Source organism: Microbacterium radiodurans (assembly GCF_008710705.1).
GTDB lineage: Bacteria > Actinomycetota > Actinomycetes > Actinomycetales > Microbacteriaceae > Microbacterium > Microbacterium radiodurans.
The window spans coordinates 987,649-1,007,782 of record NZ_VYRZ01000001.1 but is presented as its reverse complement, the minus strand read 5'-3'; the positions used below and the strand labels follow the sequence as shown (position 1 = coordinate 1,007,782).

Below are 20,134 nucleotides of genomic sequence, written 5' to 3'. Positions count from 1 at the left end.
ACGCGAATCGACGCCGGGAATCCGGTCACCCGGGCGCGTCGGCGTCATCGGGAGCCGCGGCCGACGCCGCCGCGCCGCGGCGCTGCGACCGGAGCTTGGGCAGATCGACCATCCGGAGGGCCTGCATCCGCGCGTTGCGCATGCGCTCGTAGTCCGGCTCGAGATCGGGCCTGGCCGCCTCGATGCGGAGGGTGCGGTCGATGTTGCCGGCCACCTCGCCCCACGCCGCCTCGCGGGCGTCGGCGATGAGCTTGCGCAGCTCGTCCTCGTCGCCGGCGCGCTCGCGGAGCTCCTTCGCGATCTTCAGGGACTGCTTGCGCCGGCGCCGCAGATTGCCGACGTCGCGGCTGCGGTAGTCGTGGGTTCCGTCCGAGTCGCTGTACCGGCCGCTCGCAGCCTTGCGCTCGCGGTGCGCCCGCTCGGCGTCGGCCTCGGCCTCGGCGGCCAGCGCCAGCAGCGCGTCGCGCGCGTCGGCGAGGAAGGCATCGACCTCGAAGTCCTGCCCGTGGGCGAGGAGCGCGACGAGGATCGCGTTCTTCAGGGCGAGGCGCGTCGCCGCGGAGGCGATGTACAGCCCTTCGGCCACGATCTCCGAACTCTTGATCCGCGCTTGTCGGGTCGCCATCGTCGCCTCCTCCCCCTCGCACCAATCCTACCGGGCGGGCTCCGCCCGTCCCCGGGGAGCGAGCATCACGAGAGCTTCGCGACGACCGCCGCGACCCGTCGCGCCCGCGTCGCGTCGGCTTTCGCCGACTCGACCGAGACGACGTGCGCCTTGCGCGCGCTCGGCGACAGGCCATCGAAGGCGTCGCGGATGCCGGCATCCGCCAGCGCCGTCGCGAGATCGGCCGGCACCGCGGTGTCACGGGGGACCGTGTCGAGCTCGATGTCGACGACGAGGGCGTCACCCCCGGCGATCCCGCTCTCGCGCCGACGCTCGGCTGCGAAGGGCAGGAGGTGCCTGCCGGCCATCGTGCCGACGGTGGTGCGGTACTCGTACCCGTTCACGGTCACGACGACCGCGGGGCGCTTGCCGCCGCCGAGCTGGTCGAGAACGTCGGGCGGCACCTCGATCCCGGTGTTGTTGCCGAACTGGGACATCGTCGTCTCGAAGCGCATCATCCTGCGCTACCACCTCGAGGGGACGACCCGCAAGGCCTTCGAACCGTGAACTCGCTGACTCTACTGTCGGACCCACGAGCACGGGAAGGGCCTCGGCACAGACACCGGGGCCCTTTCGCGCATCACCGCTCGGCTGGTCGGCCCGTTCCGGGCGCAAACCGATCCGCACCGCACACCGAACAACCGAAGCACCGCGGCATCCGTCGCACCACAGGGAGGGAACCCTCATGCGTAATTCACCGAACCGCCTCGTCGCCACCATCTTCGGCGCGGTCTACATCCTCGTCGGCCTGCTGGGCTTCACCGTCACCGCGGGCGTCGACTTCATCGCCACCGACGGTGGCCTGCTCCTCGGCATCTTCGAGGTGAACCCGCTGCACAACATCGCGCACCTCCTCATCGGCGCTGCTCTCCTGATCGGCGGCCTCTCCGGCGTCCGCGCGGCCAAGGGCGTCAACATCGTCGTCGGCCTCGCCTACCTGCTGCTGGGTATCGTCGGCTTCTTCATCGAGGGCGGCTCGCTCAACATCCTCGCCCTGAACACCGCCGACCACATCCTCCACCTCGGCAGCGCGCTGATCCTGCTCGGCGTCGGCTTCGGCACCGACCGCGCCGTCGCGCCCCGCTCGGCCGTCTGATGAACCTCGCCGCCCTGACCCGTTCCTGGCCTTCGCTCGCCGCCTGGGGCGCCGGGCTCGTCCAGCTCGGGCTCGGCGGCGGCATGGTCACCCGCGGGGTCGACGTCGCGTCACGCGGCGTCGGCCTCGTGCTGGCCACCGTCGGGGCGACCGCGCTCGTGTGGGGCATCATCGCCCTCGCGCGCGGTCGCCTCGTCGCACCCGGAGTGGCGATGGCCATCGCCCTCCTCGGCACCCTCTCAGCCGGTGTCGCCCTCTTCGTCGATCCGGTCCGCGTGAGCGTCCACGCCGTCGCCGTCGCGGTGGCCCTCTGGCTCGCGCTCGGTGTCGCGTCCGCCGTGCTCCTGCGCCGGCGGTCCCGCCGGTCGTCCGCCGACGACGCGCAGGCACGCCCGTCCGGCCCCGCCCCCGCCGCCGGCGTCGCCGGCATCATCGTGGGCGCACTCGCGGTCGCGATCCTCGTCACCCCCGCGCTCAGCGCCGCCGAGGCCGGCAGCTACGTCGACGACAGCGGCAACCCGATCGTCGTCCCCGGACACGGGCACTGACGATCGGGGGCGCGCCCGGGCCTCAGACGCTCACAGCGGGCTGATCCGCCACGACGCCTCGTCCGACGCCCCCGGCGCGATGAACCGCAGCCCGGTGTCGTAGTCGTAACGCGCGTCGTTGAACGCGTCCGGAGCGCAGGTCATCGGCTCGACCGCGACTCCCGCGCGGTGCCCGTCCTGCGCCGGGCCACCCGGGAGGTCTCCCGTATAGACCTGGACCCACGTGCATGCAGCGTCCCAGCTCATCTCGACCCCCGACCCCGATGGGTCGGTGATGCGCACCGCGGCGCGGCCCGCGGCATCCCGCCCGACGCCCGTGAACGCGTGGTCGATCTCGACGGCGCCGAGGACGCGGGCCGTCCGGAAGTCGAACTCCGCGACGTCGTCGACGTCCCGGAGCGCGATCGGCGACAGCCGGTCCTCGGTCACCTCGAGGACGCGGTCGGCCGGCAGTTCGAGCGTCCACTCGTCCAGCGGCGCCGGGCCGGCCACGAGGTACGGGTGCGGACCCGTCCCGAACGGCGCCGGGCTGTCGCTGTCGTTGACGACGCGGACCGACTGCGTGAGACCGTCGGCGCCGAGGCGATACGTGGTCTCGACGCGCAACGTCCACGGGTAGGCCGTCTGCGCGACGACCGTCGTGGCGAGGGTCACGTGGTCGGCGGCGACGACGGTGGGCGCGAAGTCGAGCCAGGCCACCAGGCCGTGCAGCGCGTGATGGCGCTCGGGCTCGGTCAGCGCCAGCCGGTACTGCGTCCCGTCGACCTCGTAGGTGCCGTCGACGACGCGGTTCGGCCAGGGCACGAGCGTCGCGCCGCGGTATCCGGGGCGGATCTCGTCCTCACCGTAGGACAGCACGAGGTCGCGTCCGCCGACGCGATACGAGCGCAGCGACGCGCCTATGCTCGCGACGATCGCCTCGGCATCCCCGAATCGCAGGACATATGACGTTCCGGATGCCGCCACGGGCGTCCCCTCTCGGTTCTGGTGGTCGGAGCTCACAGGCCGCGGGCCAGGCGGTAGTACGCCTGGTTCCAGCGGAGCTCCTTCTGGAATCCTCGCACCGTCGTGTCGTCGTCGATGACGACGAGCTCGGTGCCGGCGATCTCGGCGAAGTCGCGGAAGACTTCGATGCCGACGGCGGTCGTCATCACCGTGTGGTGCGCGGCGCCGGCGGCGAGCCAGCAGGCCGCCGAGGTCGCGAAGTCGGGCGCGGGCTTCCAGATCGCCCGGCCCACCGGGAGCTTCGGCAGGTCGGGGGCCTCGACGTTCTCGACGACGTTCGCCGTGAGGCGGAACCGGTCGCGCATGTCGCTGAGTGCGACCACGAGAGCGGGGCCGGGGTCGGCGGTGAAGACGAGGCGCACCGGGTCGTCCTTGCCGCCGATGCCGAGGGGGTGGATCTCCAGCCGCGGCTTCGCGGTCGTGAGCGAGGGCGAGACCTCGAGCATGTGCGCGCCGAGGATGCGCTCGGAGCCGGGCACGAGGTCGTAGGTGTAGTCCTCCATGAGGCTCGCCCCGCCGGGCAGGCCGACGCCCATGACGTTCGCGACGCGGACGAGGATCGCGGTCTTCCAGTCACCCTCCGCACCGAAGCCGTACCCCTCGGCCATGAGGCGCTGGACGGCGAGACCGGGCAGCTGCTTCAGCGCGCCCAGGTCTTCGAACGACGTCGTGAACGCACCGAAACCGCCGGCCTCGAGGAACGAGCGGAGCCCGATCTCGATGGCGGCGCCGTCGCGCAGCGACTGGTGGCGCTCTCCCCCGGGGAGCAGCTCGTCGGCGACGTCGTACTGGGCGACGTAGATCTCGACGAGCGCGTCGACGTCGGCGTCGGATGCCGCGGCCACGGCATCCGCGAGCTCGTTGACACCCCACGTGTTGACCTGCACGCCGAACTGCAGCTCGGCCTCGGTCTTGTCGCCCTCCGTGACGGCGACGTAGCGCATGTTGTCGCCGAAGCGCGCGAGCTTGAGGGTGCGGACGGCCTGCCAGCCGGCGGCCGCCCGCTGCCAGTCCTCGATCTGGTGGCGCACGACAGGGTTCGAGACGTGCCCGACGACGGTCTTGCGTGCGACGCCCAGGCGCGTCTGGATGTATCCGAACTCGCGGTCGCCGTGCGCGGCCTGGTTCAGGTTCATGAAGTCGAAGTCGATGTCGGCCCAGGGCAGCTCCACGTTCGCCTGCGTGTGCAGGTGCAGCAGCGGTTTGCGGAGCGCGTCGAGACCGGTGATCCACATCTTGGCGGGGCTGAAGGTGTGCATCCACGCCATCACGCCGATGACGGAGTCGTCGGCGTTCGCCTCGAGCGCGAGGCGGCGGATGGAGTCGGCGTCCTTCAGGACGGGCTTCCACTCCACGCGCACCGGCAGGCCGGTGAGGCCGGCGACGACCGCCTGCGACTGTTCGGCCACCTGGCGCAGCGTGTCCTCGCCGTAGAGGTTCTGGCTGCCGGTGACGAACCAGACGGTGTAGTTGTCGAGGGTGGTGGCGAGGGTCATGTCGGCTTCTTCCGGGTCGAGACGGGCGGGGACGGGTCGGGGCGGGGCGGGTCAGGAGAGCGCGGCGACGGCGGCGCGCTCGATCGCGAGGCCGGCGTCGTAGCGCTCGAGGTAGGCGGCGAAGCCGGCGGCATCCGCGGCGTCCGGTTCGGCGACGTCGACGGATGCTGCGGCGAACACGCGCTCGCGGAGGTATGCGTCGAGGTCGAGTCCGTCGCTGTGCGCGAGGTAGTCCGCGAGCACCGCGATGCCCCAGGCCCCGCCCTCCGACGCGGTCTCCCCCACCGCGACGGGCGCGCCGAGCGCGGCGGCGAGGAAGCGCTGCGCGACGCCGGCGGTGCGGAACATGCCGCCGTGGGCGAACATGCGATCGAGCTCGACGCCCTCGGCATCGAGCACCCGCATGCCGAGGGCGAGGGTGCCGAAGACGCCGTAGAGCTGCGCGCGGATCGCGTTGCCGAGCGAGAACCGACTGTCGGGCGTCCGCACGAACAGCGGACGGCCCTCGTCGGTGCCCGCGATCGGCTCACCGGCGAGGTGGTTGTAGGCGAGCAGGCCGCCGGCATCCGGATCGCCCGAGAGCGCCTCACGGAAGAGCACGTCGTACACGCCGTCGGCGGGCAGCGGCGAGCCGGATGCCGCGGCGAACCGCTCGAACATGCCGACCCAGGCGGCCAGCTCGCTCGCGCCGTTGTTGCAGTGAACCATCGCGACGAGATCGCCGGCCGGCGTCGTCACGACGTCGATCTCGTGGTGCCGGCTCTGCAGCGGACGCTCGAGCACGACCATCGCGAAGATGCTGGTGCCGGCGCTGACGTTGCCGGAGCGCGGCGCGACGGCCGCGGTGGCGACCATCCCGGTGCCGGCGTCGCCCTCGGGCGGGCAGAACATCGCTCCCGGCCGCAGCGCGCCCGTCGGATCGAGCAGCGCGGCACCCTCGGGGGTGAGGCGTCCGGCCGCCTGACCGGCGACGCGCACCTGCGGCAGCAGTGACCGCAGGTCCGCGGGCAGGCGTCCGGCGGCGTGCGCGTCGAAGAGGTCGACGCGTCGCTGGTCGTAGTCGCGCGTGTCGGGGTCGATCGGGAACATCCCCGACGCGTCGCCGACGCCCAGCACCCGCTCGCCGGTCAGACGCGCATGAACATACCCCGCGAGGGTCGTGACGTGGCTGATGCGGCCGACATGAGGCTCCTCATCGAGCACCGCCTGGTGCAGGTGCGCGATCGACCACCGGAGCGGGATGTTGATGTCGAGCAGATCGCTGAGCTCGGCGGCGGCGGGGCCGGTGCTGGTGTTGCGCCAGGTGCGGAACGGCACGAGCAGTTCGTCGCCGGCGTCGAAGGCGAGGTAGCCGTGCATCATCGCCGAGACGCCCAGGGCGCCGACCGTGTCGAGGGCGACGTCGTAGCGCTCGCGCACCTCCGCGACGAGGTTCGCGAAGGCGGCCTGGAGACCCGACCAGACCTCCGCGAGCGGGTAGGTCCAGCGGCGGTCCTCGAAGCTGTTCTCCCACGCGTGCGATCCGGTCGCGATCACGTGGGCGGGGTCGGACCCCACGAGGCACGCCTTGATGCGCGTCGAGCCGAGCTCGATGCCGAGACTCGTCCGGCCGGCGAGGATGTCGTCGCGGGCGGCGTCGACGGCGTGGGCGCTGCGGGTCACGGGTGCCTCCATTGGTAGACCGCGGGATGATGCGATGTTACCGGTAACAGAGGAGAAATGCGAGAACGCGATTCACCGCGATCGCACCGACGACCTCTCGATCAGCCGGGGCGGTCCCGGGACCGCGGTATCGGGAATCTCGCCCGTCGCATCCACGAGCTCCGCGATGCAGCGCCGGGCCTCGCCGGCGATGTCGAGTCGCACGGTCGTCAGCGCGGGACGGTAGTAGGCGGCATCCGGATTGTCGTCGAACCCCACAACGCTGACGTCGTCCGGCACGGTGACACCGGTGGCCGCCAGACCGGCCATGAGACCGAGGGCCATCTGATCGTTCGCCACGACGACGGCCGTCGGGGGCTCAGCGGCGCGGAGCGCGGCCGTCATCTCACCGGCGAGCGCGGCGCCCGAGGCCGCAGACCAGTCGCCCCGCCACTGCGCGGCGCCGGTCAGGCCGTGCCGGCTCAGCGCGGCGTCGATGCCGCTGTCGCGAGCGACGGCCTCGAGCCACTCCGCCGGGCCCGACAGCCGCGCGATCCGGCGATGCCCCCGATCGACGAGGTGGTCGACGGCGAGCGCAGCCCCGTCCCGCTGCCGCGCCGCTCCCCCGCCGGCGTGCAGCGGCGACACGGGTACGCCGAGCTCCGCCGAGGCGAGGGCGGCGAGCGCGGTCATGTGCGGCGCCACGACGACGATGCCGTCGACACCCTGCGCGAGCAGGTGCTCGGATGCGGCGGTCACGCTCGCCGCATCCGTGCCGTCGGCGTACGCCGTCGCGATCCATCGCCCGGCCGAGCGCGCGGCGCGCTCGAGGGCGGCGATGCCCGCGGCGGGTCCGAACAGGTCGGTGTCGGTGGCGAGCACGCCGATCGTGCGTGTCGTCGCGGTGCCGAGCGCGCGGGCGGCGTTGTTGACGCGGTAGCCGAGACTCGCCATCGCCGCCAGCACGCGACCGCGGGTCTCGGGCCGGATGTGAGGATGATCGTTGATGACGCGAGAGACCGTCTGCGTCGACACCCCCGCTGCCGCGGCGACCTCGCGCACGCCCACCCGGGCCCGCATCGTCGTCTGCCCGGGCACCGCTTCGCTCACCACGTCAGGGTAGCCCGGCATCTCCGCCCGCCCGCGAAGTCGGCGCCACCTGCGCCCACCGGCCCCCGGAAACAGCACCACGCGACGACTTCTCCACCCGGCATCCCCATCTGCCCGCGGAACGCCGATGGGCGGCACCCGCCGAAGCAGGTGCCGCCCATCGCGGTGTGATCAGGTCGGTGCGACCGGATGATCCGGGTCAGCGACCCAGGATGCCGCCGACGAGGTCGTCGACGTCCGAGGAGATGTCGCCGACGACGTTGCCGACCTCGGTGCCGATGTTGCTCGTGGCGTCGCCGACCTCGGCTCCGATGTCGCCCACTCCCACGTCGGTGCCGTTGCCGACGTTCGTGTCGGCCTGGTTGCCCGAGCCGACCTCGTTGCCGCTGCCGGTCTCGTTGCCGGAGCCGACCTCGTTGCCGTTGCCGTTGTTGTTGCCGACCTCGTTGCCCGATCCGATCGGAGCGTCGACGTCGGTCTCGTTGCCCGAGCCGATGGGAGCGTCGGCCTGGTTGCCCGATCCGATCGGGGTGTCGTTGCCCGAGAGCAGCGCGCCGTTGCCCACGTCGCTGATGAGCGGTCCGTTGATCACACCACCGTCGAGGCCGAGGTTGCCGAGGTTGGCGTTGTCGCCCACTCCGCCGCCGATGCCGTTGCCGTTGCCGCCGCTGGCGTTCAGCACATCGTCGAGCCAGGTCGACAGCGCGTCGAAGGACGTGTTCGTCTCGGTCGAGGTGTTCGTGTCGGTCGTCGAGGAGTCGACGTTGGTGTCGTCAGCCGATGCCGGGAGGGCGAAGCCCGCCGTGGCGATCGCGGCGGCGCCGAGGCCAGCCGTGCCGAAGATTGCTGCTCGCTTCAGGTTCGTACGCATGTGTGTCTTTTCCTTCCGTCGGTGCGCTTTCTGCTGCACGTGGGGCTATCCGGGACGAGGCCGGATGCGGATTGGACGCGATGTCGGAGAACGTGCGGATATCCGAATGTGAGACCGCGGCGATCCGCGTCAGGATGCGGATCTCGATGGTTTCCTGGCAGAAACCTGAGAACGGGATCCGGGCCGGGCAGAGAGTCGACTCGCCAACGATCGCGGATCCCGCCCGTCGCGCATCCGCAGATCGTGGCGAGTCGACCGTCGCAGCGGCGGCTCGCTCATGCCGTCGCCTCGGTCTTCGCGGGCCGGCCGCGCTTGGGCTTCTCGGTCGAGAGCTCCAGCGCCATCGCATGCTGCGGATGCTGCGCCAGGCGCTGCTCGGTGTGATCGAGCCATCGCACCTCGGCCTCCGCGGTGAAGATCATCGAGTCCACCACGAGCGACCACGCGAGCTCCTCGGGGCCGTCGGGGCTCGCTCCGGCGTACTTCGCGCGGTTCAGGGCCTGGAGCTGAGCGAGCGACGCACGGCGCTGCGACTGGATGACCTCGCCGACGTCCACCCCGGGAAGCGTTGCGGCCACGGCGAGCTTGATCGCGAGCTCATCGCGCGTGCCCGCCGATCGTTCCACCGGCGATCGGAGCCACGTCGCGACCTCGGAGCGACCGGCATCCGTGATCCGCCAGTAGACGTGACCCTGAGGGTCGACCGCTCCCTTCTCCACGAGGCCGTCGCGCTCGAGCCGGTCGAGGGTGTTGTAGATCTGGCCGACGTTGAGCGGCCACGTCGACCCGGTGCGGCGGTCGAACTCCGCGCGCAGCTGGTAGCCGTAGCACGGGCCCTGGTCGAGGATCGCCAGGAGGCTGAGTCGCACCGACATGATCGTCCTTCCGCATACCGGGTATGTAGTTTGCGAGTATATACATACCGGGTATCGGTCGATGCTAACGCCGCGGCCGGAGGACGATCAGACCGCTCAGGATGCCGAGCACGGCCCCGACGGCCGTGTCCACCACGCGCTCGACGGCCAGCTCCGGGCCGCCGGCTCCGGCGGCGCTCAGGATCAGCAGCACGAGTGGCGTGATGAACACGAGCGCGAGGGCGTAGTGGCGGACCACCACCAGCTCGATGACGAACTGCAGCACCCCGAGGACCAGCGCGAGCGCGACGCCCGGCAGCGGCACGAAGGCGAGCGCGAGGTACACCGCGGCCCCTGCCGCCGTTCCGAGCGCGCGATGGATGCCGCGACTGAGGGCCACACGGCGGCCCGCGCTCACGCCCAGCACGGCGATCCCCGCGCCGACGATCCAGTACGCGCGCTCCGGATCGACCACGAGAGCCGCGATGGTGCCGACGACGGCGATCGCGGCGGCGCGGGCCACAAGTGTGCGGGTGGTGGCATCGCGGTGGCCCGCCGGGAACAGATCGCGCAGGCGCCGCGGGGCCGCCACCGGACGACGGCGCACGGCCTCCCGGGCCAGCGGCGCGAGCGTCACGAGCCACGCGAACGCGAAAGACCCTGCGAGGACCCCGAGGTACAGGAGCGGATCGATCGAGGGATGCCCGGCGCGCGGCGCGATGACATGCGCGGAGAGCCCGAAGATCAGCACGGGGAACAGCGGCCCCGGCGGACCCACGGACCGCCCGAACATGAGCAGCGACACCACCGTCGCGACCACGACGAGCCCGAGCGAGACCGCGACCGGGCCGAGAAGGGCGAGAGCGACCCCGGCCGCCGCGCAGAGCCACAGCGCGGCCGCGACGAGCGGGACGAAGACCGCGCGCTCGCGGGGAGCCAGCCGCCCGCCGTAGAGGGTCGCGAAGGCGCCGGTGGCCGCGAGCAGCGCGATGCTCTCGTGTCCGAGGAGCGACAGCGTTCCCACCGGCACGGTCATCGCGACGGCGGCCTGCAGGCCGAGGTGCCATCGCGGACCGGGCGACGGCCCGAAGCGCGCGAGGCTGCGGCCGATCTCACCGGCCTCGCGCCGCCACCGCACCGGACGCGCCGGCTCGGGAGCGGAATCGGCGGGCATTCCCCCATTGTCTCGCGTCGCGAGCGCGTCCCGAGCGCGTTCCGAGCGCGTCCCGATCGCGAGGTCGACGACGGCCCACCGGCATCCGGACCGTTCTAGCCTGGAAGCGGAGCACGACATGAGCGACGATCCCCCCGACACCCCGCCCGGCCCGCGCGAGCGCGCCGCCTACATCGAGACCGCCATTCAGCAGGCGATCCGACGCGGCGACTTCGACGACCTGCCGGGGGCGGGCAAGCCGATCGACGGTCTCGGCGGGCACGACGACCCGGACTGGTGGATCCGCCGGAAGATCCGCGACGAGCAGCTCACCGGCCTCGGGCCGCCCGCGCTCATGCTGCGCATCGAACACGCCGAGTTCGACGCCCGCCTCGACGCGCTCGCGCGCGAATCGGACGTCCGCGACTACGTCTCGGACTTCAACCGGCGGGTGATCGAGGCGCGTCGGCAGCTGCTGGGCGGACCGCCGGTGGTGACCCCGACACGCGATGTCGAGGTCGAGGTCGCGGCGTGGTCCTGGCGACGGTCGGATGCCGCGGCATCCTCACCGCCTCCCCCGCCCCGCCGACGCCGCCTCTTCGGACGCCCCTGACGCGGGCGGCCGAGCCCTGTTTCCGAGCGAAGGTGGCGCGCAACACGGCATCCCCACGGGCATAGCCGCCACAAGCGCCGCCTTCTGTGCTGCCCCGCGATTCCCCGCCCCCGCCGGGTCAGCCCAGCGCCTGCTCCACGTCGGCGAGCAAGTCGTCGATCGACTCGATGCCGACCGAGAGCCGCACGACCTCGACCGGCACCGCCGCCTCGGTGCCGCGGACGGATGCGTGCGTCATCGCGTCGGGGTAGTTCACGAGCGACTCCACACCGCCGAGCGATTCGGCGAGCTGGAACAGCCGCGTCGACTCCGCGAAGCGTCGGGCCTCGGCGCCCGATTCCAGGGCGAGCGAGAGCATCCCCCCGAAGCGCCTCATCTGGCGCGCCGCGAGCTCGTGCCCCGGGTGCGAGGCGAGCCCGGGATAGAAGACGCGCGAGACGCGGTCGTGGGACTCGAGGAACGCTGCGATCGCACCGGCGTTCTCGCTGTGCCGCTGCATCCGGACGTCGAGGGTCTTGATGCCGCGCGTGGTGAGCCAGGCGTCCATCGGGCCCGAGACCGCACCGGCCGCGTACTGGAGGAAGCCGATCTTCTCGGCGAGCGCATCGTCGTCGAGGACGAGCGCACCGCCGACGACGTCGGAGTGCCCGCCGAGGTACTTCGTCGTCGAGTGGACGACGACGTCCGCGCCGAGCGCGAGCGGCCGCTGCAGCGCCGGCGTCGCGAACGTGTTGTCGACGACGACGAGAGCCCCGGCGTCGTGTCCGATCGCGGCGAGCCCGGCGATGTCGGTGATGCGCAGCAGCGGGTTCGACGGCGTCTCGACCCAGAGCACCTGCGGCGCGCGCTCGGCCACAGCCGCGCGCACGGCGTCGAGGTCGCTCATATCGACCACGCGGAGCTTCACGCCCCACGGCGCGAGAACCCGGGCGAGCAGGCGGTGCGTGCCGCCGTAGACGTCGTTGCCGAGCAGCACCTCATCGCCCGGCTGCAGCGCCGCGCGGAGCAGGACGTCCTCGGCGGCGAGCCCGGAGGCGAACGATAAGCCGTGCGCGCCTCCCTCGAGAGCCGCGATCTGGGTCTGCAGCGCGGTCCGCGTCGGGTTGCCCGAGCGGCCGTACTCGTAGCCGCCGCGGAGCCCGCCGATGCCGTCCTGCGCGAACGTCGTCGAGAAGTGCACGGGCGGGATGACGGCGCCGGTCGTCGGGTCGAACTCCTGCCCCGCGTGGACCGCCAGGCTCGCGAGGCCGCGGGCTGAATCGTGTGTGCTCATGCGTCGTTCCTGCTGTCCGTGTTCGAGGTGAGGGGGGATGCCGCGGGCGCGTCGACCAGGTCGGCGAAACCGTGCGCCCGCATCCACCCGTCGTCGTAGATCTTCGAGAGGTAGCCGCGGCCGTGGTCGGGGAGCAGCACGACGACGAGGTCGTCGGGGCCGAGCCCGCGTGCGGTGCGGAGCGCGGCGACGACCGCCATCCCGGACGAACCGCCGACGAGCAGTCCCTCCTCGCGGGCGAGCCGGCGCGTCATCGCGAACGATTCGCGGTCGCCGACGCGCTCGTAGCGGTCGACGACGGTCGGGTCGAACGTCGCGGGCCAGAAGTCCTCGCCGACGCCCTCGACGAGGTACGAGCCGACCTCGCCGCTGTAGATCGACCCGTCGGGATCGGCACCGACGATGGTGACGCCGTCCGACGACGCCTCGCGGAGGAAGCGCCCCGCGCCCGTGATCGTACCGCCCGTGCCGACGCCAGCGACGAAGTGCGTGATGCGGCCGTCGGTGTCGTTCCAGATCTCGGGACCGGTCGTCTCGAAGTGCGCGCGCGGGCCGTTCGCGTTCGCGAACTGGTTCGGCTTGAACGCGCCCGGGATCTCCCGGGCGAGACGATCGGAGACGCTGTAGTAGGAATCGGGGTGCTCGGGCGGGACGTGGGTCGGAGTCATGACGACCTCGGCACCGTACGCCTTCAGCACGGCGACCTTCTCGCCGGCGAACTTGTCGGGCACGACGAAGACCATGCGGTAGCCGCGCTGGAGCGCGACCAGCGCGAGACCGACGCCGGTGTTGCCGCTCGTCGGCTCGACGATCGTGCCGCCCGGTCGGAGCAGACCGTCGCGCTCGGCGGCCTCGACGATGCGCGCGGCGATGCGGTCCTTCGACGATCCGCCCGGGTTGACGTACTCGATCTTGGCGAGCACGGGCGTCGTGAGCCCGTCGGTGACGGAGTTCAGCCGCACGAGCGGCGTGCCGCCGACCAGTTCGGCGATGTGTTCTGCGTAACGCATGAGGGTGTCCTCGGAGAGTCCGCGCGTTCAGAAGCGCGGGATGCTGTCGGGGTCGTCGAAGGGGTGCCGGGGGCACTCAGCGACAACAGCGACAGGTCTGCACCCCCTCAGCCTAGGCGAGCTCCCCGCCGGTGTCGACCGATCACCGCGACGACAGTCCGCGGCGCTCGAGCGACGAGCGCATCGTGTGACGGCCGTGCAGGCTCGCCGCGTCGCGCACCCGTGCGATCGCGGCCCGCAGCCAGCCGCGCTCCGCCCCCTGCGATCGGTAGTAGCGCTTCACGGCCTCGTCGTAGTCGGCGATCTCGCCGTCATCCGGAAGGCGGTAGCGCTCGCGGTGGCGCACGACGGCCTGCGGCAGCCGCGGCTTGACGCCCGCGCGATCGGCGGGATCGGGATGCCCCAGCACGACCCCGAACGTGGGGAACGCGCCCGGCGGCAGCTCGAGGAGCTCGGCGATCTCCTCCGGATGGTTCCGCACCGCGCCGACGTAGACGGCGCCGAGGCCCAGCGACTCCGCGGCGACCACGGCGTTCTGCGCGGCGAGCGCCGCATCGACGAAGGCCACGATCGTGCTCTCGATGTAGTCGACCGCCCCCGCCGGCTCCCCCTGCCGCCGTGCGAGCTCGGACGTCCGCGCCCAATCGGCGACGAAGACGAGGAGGACCGCGCCACGGCGGATGAACTCCTGATCCCCCGCGAGACGTGCCAGCTCGGCGAGCCGGTCCGCATCCCGCACCTCGATGACCGACCACGCCTGGAGGTTGGAGCTCGTCGAGGCGGACTGGGCGGCGCCGACGATCGCGGTCACCGCCGCGTCGCTCACCTCGCCGGACGCGAAGGCGCGCACCGATCGGTGCCGGTAGAGCAGATCGAGCACGTCGTTGGTCGGGAGCTCGATCTCGGGCGCCGCGGTGCCGTAGCGCCGCGTCCACCACGACTGGTGCGTCATGTCGGCTCCTCGCATTCTGTCGCCGTGTGACGGCATGACCGGCCGCGGTGGCCGTCGCCCCCTAGCCTGACACGGTGACCTCACCTCGCGACGACAGCGCCTTCCCCGACCACGAGGTGCTCCCGCCGCGGTACGACTGGGACGGTTTCGGATTCGACACCCGGCAGGTGCACGCCGGCGAGATCGACGAACCGGCGCACGGCGCCCGCATCGCCCCGATCTATCTCAGCGCCGCGTACCGCTTCGATTCGTTCGCGCAGGCCGAGGCCCGCTTCACGGGAGCCGACGAAGGGCAGCTGTACTCGCGGAACCTCAACCCGACGCATCAGGTCGCCGAGCGCCGCATCGCGGCCCTCGAGGGCGGGTCGGGTGCGATCGTCGTCGGCTCGGGACAGGCGGCCATCACGGCGGTGCTGCTCGGCCTCGCCGGCAGCGGCGAGCGCATCGTGTCGACCGCGAGCATCTACAGCGGCACGCGCATCCTGTTCGACCGCACGTTCGCGCGGCTGGGGGTCGCGAGCGACTACGTCCGCGAGCCTCGCGACGAGGCCGAATGGGACGCGGTGATCGGTCCCGACACGAAGGCGATCTTCGTCGAGACGATCCCCAATCCCAAGAACGACCTCGTCGACGTGCCGGCGATCGCCGCGATCGCCCGGCGGCACGGCATCCCGCTCATCGTCGACAACACCGTCGCGACGCCGTACCTCGTCCGTCCGCTCGAGCAGGGCGCCGACATCGTCATCCACTCCTCGACGAAGTTCCTCTCGGGCCACGGCGCGGCGCTCTCGGGCGCGATCGTGGACGGCGGCCGCTTCGACTGGGCCGGCTCGCCCCGCTCGTTCCCCGGTCTGACCGCTCCCATCGGCCACGGCAAGCCGTCGTTCGTCGACGCGTACGGACCGCGCGCCCTCGAGGCGTACCTCCGCTTCGGCATCGTCAACGATCTGGGCGCGGCCCTGTCGCCGGTGAACTCCTTCTTGCTGCAGCAGGGCATCGAAACGCTGTCGCTGCGCATGGAGCGCCACCTCGCCAACGCCGCCGCGGTCGCCGCGTGGCTCGACGCGCACCCCGCGGTCGAGAGCGTCGACTTCGCGGGGCTGCCGGGCAATCCCTACAACGACATCGCCGTGCGGCGCTACGGCGGCCACGCCGGCTCGGTGTTCGCGTTCACCGTGCGCGGCGGCCGCGAGGCGGCGGCGGCCTTCTTCGACTCGCTCCGTCTGATCAGCCGCATGACGAACATCGGCGACGTCCGCTCGATGGCGCTGCACCCCGCCACGACCACCCATGTGTCGTTCTCGGCCGGGGAACGCGCTCGCCTGGGGATCGGCGACGGCCTCATCCGGCTCTCGATCGGCATCGAGACGGCGGCCGACATCATCGCCGATCTCGACAGCGCCCTGGGCGTGGTCGTCGACCTCGCGCAGGGCTGACGCCGCGTCACAATCGGACTTCCGGCGTTATCCGGGCTCACGGAACATGTGAAAGCCCGCCGATGTTACTAGCGTCGTGATCATGTCGCAGCCGCATCCCGACCCCTCAGCTCAGCACCCCTCGCGTCACCTGGGGGCGTCGCTGTCGGCCGACGACTTCAAGACGCTCTTCCGCGGACACCCGGGCGGTGTGGCCGTCATCACCGCCGACGCGGGCGACGGGCCCGTCGCGATGACCGCGACATCGGTGTCGTCGGTGAGCGCCGACCCGCCCCTGCTGGTGTTCTCGGTCTCGGCCCTCTCCTCGGCCTCGGTCGTCCTCTCGAGCGCCGAGACGGTCGTCGTGCACCTGCTCGACGCCCACGACCTCGACCTCGCCAAGCTCGGCGCCACGAGCGGCGTCGACCGCTTCGCCGACGCCGACAGCTGGTCGCGACTGACGACGGGCGAGCCGGTCTACCGCGGCGTCCGCGCGTGGGTCCGCTGCGCCGTGGTCTCGCGGATGGATGCCGGCGGCTCGATCGTCATCGCCGGCCACGCGCTGCAGTCGCACGTCGAGCGCGACGTCGAGCCGGGCAGCCCCGCCGACGCGCTCGTCTTCCACAACCGCACCTGGTACCGGCTGAGCGACGCGTCGGTCATCGACTGACGGCTCGCGCTCGGCTCGCGCTCGCGTCAGACGACGCCGATCGCCGCGGCCGGGGTCGCCCCCGTCGCGATCGGACGCCCGGCATCCCGAGACCACTGGCTCCACGACCCGACGAAGATCGCCGGGTCGGGAAGGCCCGCCACCGCGAACGCCAGTGCGGTGTGCGCCGACGGGATGCCCGAGCTGCAGGTGAGGACGACGTCGGTCTCGGGTCCGATCCCGACCGCGGCGAGCGCGGCGCGGATCTCGTCCGGGCTCCGCAGCAGGCCGCTCGGCGCGATGTGGGCGACGGTCGGGAGGTTCACGGCCCCCGGTATGTGGCCCGAGACCGGGTCGGTTCCGGCGACCTGACCGCGATAGTGCTGCGGCGCACGCACGTCGAGGAGGACGCCGAGGCGCGGGGCGACGGCGGCACGGTCGATCTCGACGACACCGCCTGCCGGTTCGATGAGCTCGATGTCGCCCGTTCGCGCGGCGCGGTCGCTGCGCTCGAGCCGTCGACCGGACCCCACCCAGGCGCGGAATCCGCCGTCGAGCACGCGGACGTCGAGCCCGTGCCGCCGCAGCAGCCACCAGGCGCGAGCGGCCGCGACGCCGTCGTTGTCGTCGTAGGCGACGAGGCGGTCGCCGGAGCGGAGCCCCCACCGGCGCGCCGCGGCCTCGAGATCGGCGCGCTCCGGGAGCGGGTGCCGGCCGTGCTCGGGAACGCCCGGGCGCGCGAGTTCGCGCTCCAGATCGACGTATACGGCACCCGGAAGGTGGCCGGTGAGGTAGTCCGGCCGCCCTTCGGCGCGATCGAGGCGCCACCGCACGTCGAGCAGGCGCACCGGAGCGCCCCGCTCGATCTCGGCGGCGAGGTCGTCGACACTCACCAGGGGGGACATGACCCCATGCTCGCGAGGCGGGCGGCGTCGCGTCGCGGCGCCGTGCAACAGTCCGACACGCAAGCACACACGCGGTCACACTCGGTGGTCCCGGCCGTCGAGCGTGACCCCCCGTGACAGGCGAGCGGCGCGGGGCGACGACCACGCCTACAGTTGCCGCCATGCCCGGACTCGAATCCTCCCCCGCACCGCTCGCCTTCGCGACGCGCCAGCTGCACGCCGGCGCGCGCGGCTTCGATTCCCACGGCGCTCGCGCGACCCCGATCTACCTCACGGCGGGATTCGAGTTCGACGACCTCGCCGACGGCGAATCGCGGTTCGCCGACCCCGACACCGGCTTCAGCTACACCCGCGTGGGCAACCCGACCGCCGCCGCGGCCGAGCGCCGCATCGCCGACCTCGAGGGCGGCGTCGGAGCGCTGCTGGTCGGCAGCGGCCAAGCGGCGACCTCGACCGCGCTGCTGACGATCCTCGAGGCGGGCGACCACATCGTGGCGGCCTCCGCCATCTACGAAGGCACGCGCGAGCTGCTGCGCTCCGATCTCGGGCGCCTCGGCATCACCACCGACTTCGTCGACGATCCCCGCGACCCCGCCGCGTGGGAGGCGGCGATCGGGCCCGACACCCGCGCCCTCGTCGCGGAGTCGATCGCCAACCCGCGCGGTGGTGTCCTCGACATCCCGGTCGTCGCCGAGATCGCCCACCGCCACGGCATCCCGCTCATCGTCGACTCCACGCTCGCAACGCCCTATCTGCTGCGGCCGCTCGAGCTCGGCGCCGACATCGTCGTCCATTCGGCGTCGAAGTTCCTCTCCGGCCACGGCACGGCCCTCGGCGGCATCATCGTCGACGCCGGCCGCTTCGCCTGGGACGCGGTTCCCGGCCGCTTCCGTCAGATCGCCGGCGAGACCGGCCCCGACGGTCGCACGTTCGTCGAGCGCTCGGGCGAGCGTGCGTTCCTGGATGCCGCGCGCCGCGTCGCGATGCGGTTCGGGCCGTCGCCGTCGCCGCTGAACGCGTTCCTGCTGCTGCAGGGCGTCGAGACCCTGTCGCTGCGGGTCGAGCGCCAGTCGCAGACCGCAGCGACGCTGGCGTCGTGGCTCGAGGCCCGACCCGAGGTCGCGAGCGTCGACTACAGCGGACTCGCCTCGCACCCCGACCACGACCTCGCCGAGCGCCTGCTCCCCGCCGGCCGGGGCGCGCTCTTCGCGTTCACGCTCGCGGGCGGGCGCGCCGCCGCCGAGGCCCTCACCACGGCCGTGCGCCTGTTCACCCCGATGACCCACCTCGGCGACGTGCGCTCGCTCGTGCTGCATCCGGCGACGACGACCCACGCGCATCGCTCCGACGCCGATCTCGAGCTCATCGGCGTCGGTCCGGGCCTGCTGCGCCTCTCGGTCGGACTCGAGGACGCCGCCGACCTCGTCGCCGACCTCGAACGCGGTCTCGCGGCGGCGGCTGCCACGACGACCGCCGCCGCCGTGACGCCGGTGGCGGCTCCTCTCGAAGCGGTGTCGGCATGACCCGCACGCAGCACTTTGGCTGGTTCCTCTCGCGCGGCTTCGGTCCGCACGGTTGGGCCCGGCCCTACCAGCGGTGGAACTGGGCGTGGCAGAAGCCCGATCTCTACCAGCACTCGGCGCGCGAGCTCGAGCAGGCCGGGTTCGACTTCGTCCTCATCGAGGACGCCCTCTCGGTCGGCATCACGCCCGAGACCCTCGGCCTGCGGGTGCGGAAGGCCTACGGCGGTCCGAAGCACGACCCGTGGACCCTCGCGCCCTATCTCTTCGCCGCGACGCAGCACCTCGGCGTCATCCCGACGGTGAACCCGGCGGCCTGGCCGCCGTACCTGGCCGCGCGCCAGTTCGCCTCGTTGCAGCATCTGAGCGGCAGCCGGCTCGGCCTGAACGTCGTCACCGACGTCGGCTCGGCGCACCACTTCGGCGGCGAACGGCTCGGCCACGACGCAGCCTACGACCGCGCCCAGGAATGGCTCGACGCCCTGCGCCTGCTCTGGCACAGCTGGGACGACGACGCGCTGATCGCCGACCCCGACACCCGGATCTATGCCGACGGCTCGAAGATCCACGCCGTGCAGCATCGCGGCGAGTACTTCTCGTTCGATGGACCGCTCAACGCCGAGCCGCTGCCGTCGGGCGATCCGATCGTCGCCTCTCCCGGCGGATCGCCGCGCGGCATCGGCTTCGCCGGAGCGAACTCCGAGATCCAGCTGGCCCTCTCGAACCTCGACCCGGCGAGCATACGCGCCTACCGGGCGCGCGTGCGCGAGGCGGCGGTCGCGGCGGGACGCGACGCCGACGCGATCAAGACCTTCTTCGTGTTCAAGCCGATCGTGACGGGTTCCGTCGACGAGGCGGAACGCATCGTCGAGGCTTCACGGGATCCCGACGAGGCGACGCTCGTCGAGGTCGCCGAAGCGTGGTCGAGCGACCTCGAGACCGACCTCACGACGCTCGATCTCGACCGGCCACTCGACCCCGCGATCTTCGGAGACCACGTCTCGAAGGGCACGATCAAGGGTCTGCTCGGGCGGTTCGGAGACTTCTCCGACGCGACGCTGCGCGAAGTCCTCGCCGGCAAGGCGGCTCTCGGACGCGTGACGGACGGCGCCGGTGGCACGGTCGGCACGGCCGAGGAGATCGCCGACGTCATCCAGGCGCTCGGCGACGACGCCGACAACGACGGCCTCATCTTCTCGGGCGACCTGCATCCCGTCACGCTGCACCGCGCGCTCGACGAGCTCGTCCCGGTGCTGCGTCACCGCGGCATCCTGCGCACCGACTACACCGGCCAGGGCCTGCGCGCCGACCTGTCCGCCTTCTGACCCCGCGCCGCCGCGCGCGGGCACCCGCCGAGAA

Annotated in this window: 20 protein-coding genes; 7 read left to right on the top strand and 13 right to left on the bottom strand. The window is 72.2% G+C overall.

All coding sequences use genetic code 11. From position 1 onward, the window contains the following. Positions 1-25 precede the first annotated feature (25 nt). Complete coding sequence (locus F6B42_RS04645) at positions 26-625, bottom strand: asparagine synthase (RefSeq protein ID WP_150418383.1); 600 nt, start codon at positions 623-625, stop codon at positions 26-28. A gap of 65 nt (positions 626-690) precedes the next feature. Beyond that, a complete protein-coding gene (locus tag F6B42_RS04640; RefSeq protein ID WP_223878342.1) occupies positions 691-1,122 on the bottom strand; it encodes a DUF1905 domain-containing protein in 432 nt (143 codons plus the stop codon). A gap of 227 nt (positions 1,123-1,349) precedes the next feature. Here F6B42_RS04640 and F6B42_RS04635 point away from each other — a divergent pair, with 227 nt between their 5' ends. Next, complete coding sequence (locus F6B42_RS04635; RefSeq protein WP_150418382.1) at positions 1,350-1,760, top strand: DUF4383 domain-containing protein; 411 nt, start codon at positions 1,350-1,352, stop codon at positions 1,758-1,760. Next, entirely contained in the window at positions 1,760-2,308 is a 549-nt protein-coding gene (locus F6B42_RS04630) for a hypothetical protein (protein WP_150418381.1), read from the top strand. The genes F6B42_RS04635 and F6B42_RS04630 overlap by 1 nt, the downstream gene beginning before the upstream one ends. Before the next feature lie 30 nt (positions 2,309-2,338). Here F6B42_RS04630 and F6B42_RS04625 read toward each other — a convergent pair whose 3' ends face one another. The 7 genes from F6B42_RS04625 to F6B42_RS04595 all read right to left on the bottom strand — a co-directional run bounded on the left by F6B42_RS04625 (position 2,339) and on the right by F6B42_RS04595 (position 10,459). Then, a complete protein-coding gene (locus F6B42_RS04625; protein WP_223878341.1) occupies positions 2,339-3,274 on the bottom strand; it encodes an aldose 1-epimerase family protein in 936 nt (311 codons plus the stop codon). A 32-nt stretch (positions 3,275-3,306) separates the two neighbouring features. Continuing rightward, positions 3,307-4,809 carry an L-arabinose isomerase gene (araA, locus tag F6B42_RS04620; protein WP_150418379.1) on the bottom strand — a complete coding sequence of 501 codons (1,503 nt, stop codon included), beginning with the start codon at positions 4,807-4,809 and terminating at the stop codon, positions 3,307-3,309. 51 nt (positions 4,810-4,860) lie between these two features. Continuing rightward, positions 4,861-6,471 carry a xylulokinase gene (locus F6B42_RS04615; RefSeq protein WP_396652445.1) on the bottom strand — a complete coding sequence of 537 codons (1,611 nt, stop codon included), beginning with the start codon at positions 6,469-6,471 and terminating at the stop codon, positions 4,861-4,863. Positions 6,472-6,543: 72 nt separating this feature from the next. Further along, positions 6,544-7,560 (bottom strand): LacI family DNA-binding transcriptional regulator, encoded by a 1,017-nt coding sequence (locus F6B42_RS04610; RefSeq protein ID WP_223878340.1) that lies wholly within the window; start codon positions 7,558-7,560, stop codon positions 6,544-6,546. Between the two features lie 199 nt (positions 7,561-7,759). After that, positions 7,760-8,431, bottom strand: coding sequence for a hypothetical protein (locus F6B42_RS04605; protein WP_150418377.1), 672 nt, complete (start codon positions 8,429-8,431; stop codon positions 7,760-7,762). Positions 8,432-8,706: 275 nt separating this feature from the next. After that, a complete protein-coding gene (locus tag F6B42_RS04600) occupies positions 8,707-9,306 on the bottom strand; it encodes a PadR family transcriptional regulator (protein WP_150418376.1) in 600 nt (199 codons plus the stop codon). Positions 9,307-9,370: 64 nt separating this feature from the next. Beyond that, positions 9,371-10,459 carry an FUSC family protein gene (locus F6B42_RS04595; protein ID WP_191089259.1) on the bottom strand — a complete coding sequence of 363 codons (1,089 nt, stop codon included), beginning with the start codon at positions 10,457-10,459 and terminating at the stop codon, positions 9,371-9,373. Between the two features lie 100 nt (positions 10,460-10,559). Here F6B42_RS04595 and F6B42_RS04590 point away from each other — a divergent pair, with 100 nt between their 5' ends. Further along, positions 10,560-11,051, top strand: coding sequence for a DUF1992 domain-containing protein (locus F6B42_RS04590; protein ID WP_396652451.1), 492 nt, complete (start codon positions 10,560-10,562; stop codon positions 11,049-11,051). Positions 11,052-11,169: 118 nt separating this feature from the next. Here the strand turns inward: F6B42_RS04590 and F6B42_RS04585 are convergent, their stop codons facing one another. The 3 genes from F6B42_RS04585 to F6B42_RS04575 form a co-directional block, all read right to left on the bottom strand. Continuing rightward, on the bottom strand, positions 11,170-12,324 hold the full coding sequence (locus tag F6B42_RS04585) for a cystathionine gamma-synthase (RefSeq protein WP_150418373.1): 1,155 nt from the start codon (positions 12,322-12,324) through the stop codon (positions 11,170-11,172). Further along, complete coding sequence (locus F6B42_RS04580) at positions 12,321-13,334, bottom strand: pyridoxal-phosphate dependent enzyme (RefSeq protein WP_150418372.1); 1,014 nt, start codon at positions 13,332-13,334, stop codon at positions 12,321-12,323. Before F6B42_RS04580 ends, F6B42_RS04585 begins: the two co-directional genes overlap by 4 nt. Positions 13,335-13,476: 142 nt before the next feature. Beyond that, on the bottom strand, positions 13,477-14,286 hold the full coding sequence (locus F6B42_RS04575) for an NADPH-dependent oxidoreductase (protein ID WP_150418371.1): 810 nt from the start codon (positions 14,284-14,286) through the stop codon (positions 13,477-13,479). 116 nt (positions 14,287-14,402) lie between these two features. On the opposite strand from F6B42_RS04575, the gene F6B42_RS04570 reads away from it, so the two are divergent. Together F6B42_RS04570 and F6B42_RS04565 are read left to right on the top strand one after the other, a co-directional pair. Further along, positions 14,403-15,722, top strand: coding sequence for an O-acetylhomoserine aminocarboxypropyltransferase/cysteine synthase family protein (locus F6B42_RS04570; RefSeq protein WP_150418675.1), 1,320 nt, complete (start codon positions 14,403-14,405; stop codon positions 15,720-15,722). Between the two features lie 82 nt (positions 15,723-15,804). After that, positions 15,805-16,371, top strand: coding sequence for a flavin reductase family protein (locus tag F6B42_RS04565; RefSeq protein ID WP_150418370.1), 567 nt, complete (start codon positions 15,805-15,807; stop codon positions 16,369-16,371). Between the two features lie 26 nt (positions 16,372-16,397). Here F6B42_RS04565 and F6B42_RS04560 read toward each other — a convergent pair whose 3' ends face one another. Then, positions 16,398-17,255 (bottom strand): sulfurtransferase, encoded by an 858-nt coding sequence (locus F6B42_RS04560; protein ID WP_150418369.1) that lies wholly within the window; start codon positions 17,253-17,255, stop codon positions 16,398-16,400. Between the two features lie 161 nt (positions 17,256-17,416). Between F6B42_RS04560 and F6B42_RS04555 the strand changes: the two genes are divergently transcribed. Both F6B42_RS04555 and F6B42_RS04550 read left to right on the top strand, forming a co-directional pair. Further along, positions 17,417-18,778 (top strand): O-acetylhomoserine aminocarboxypropyltransferase/cysteine synthase family protein, encoded by a 1,362-nt coding sequence (locus F6B42_RS04555; RefSeq protein WP_150418368.1) that lies wholly within the window; start codon positions 17,417-17,419, stop codon positions 18,776-18,778. Then, positions 18,775-20,100: an NtaA/DmoA family FMN-dependent monooxygenase gene (locus F6B42_RS04550; protein WP_150418367.1), complete on the top strand. Its 1,326-nt coding sequence runs from the start codon at positions 18,775-18,777 to the stop codon at positions 20,098-20,100. The genes F6B42_RS04555 and F6B42_RS04550 overlap by 4 nt, the downstream gene beginning before the upstream one ends. Positions 20,101-20,134: the final 34 nt, after the last annotated feature.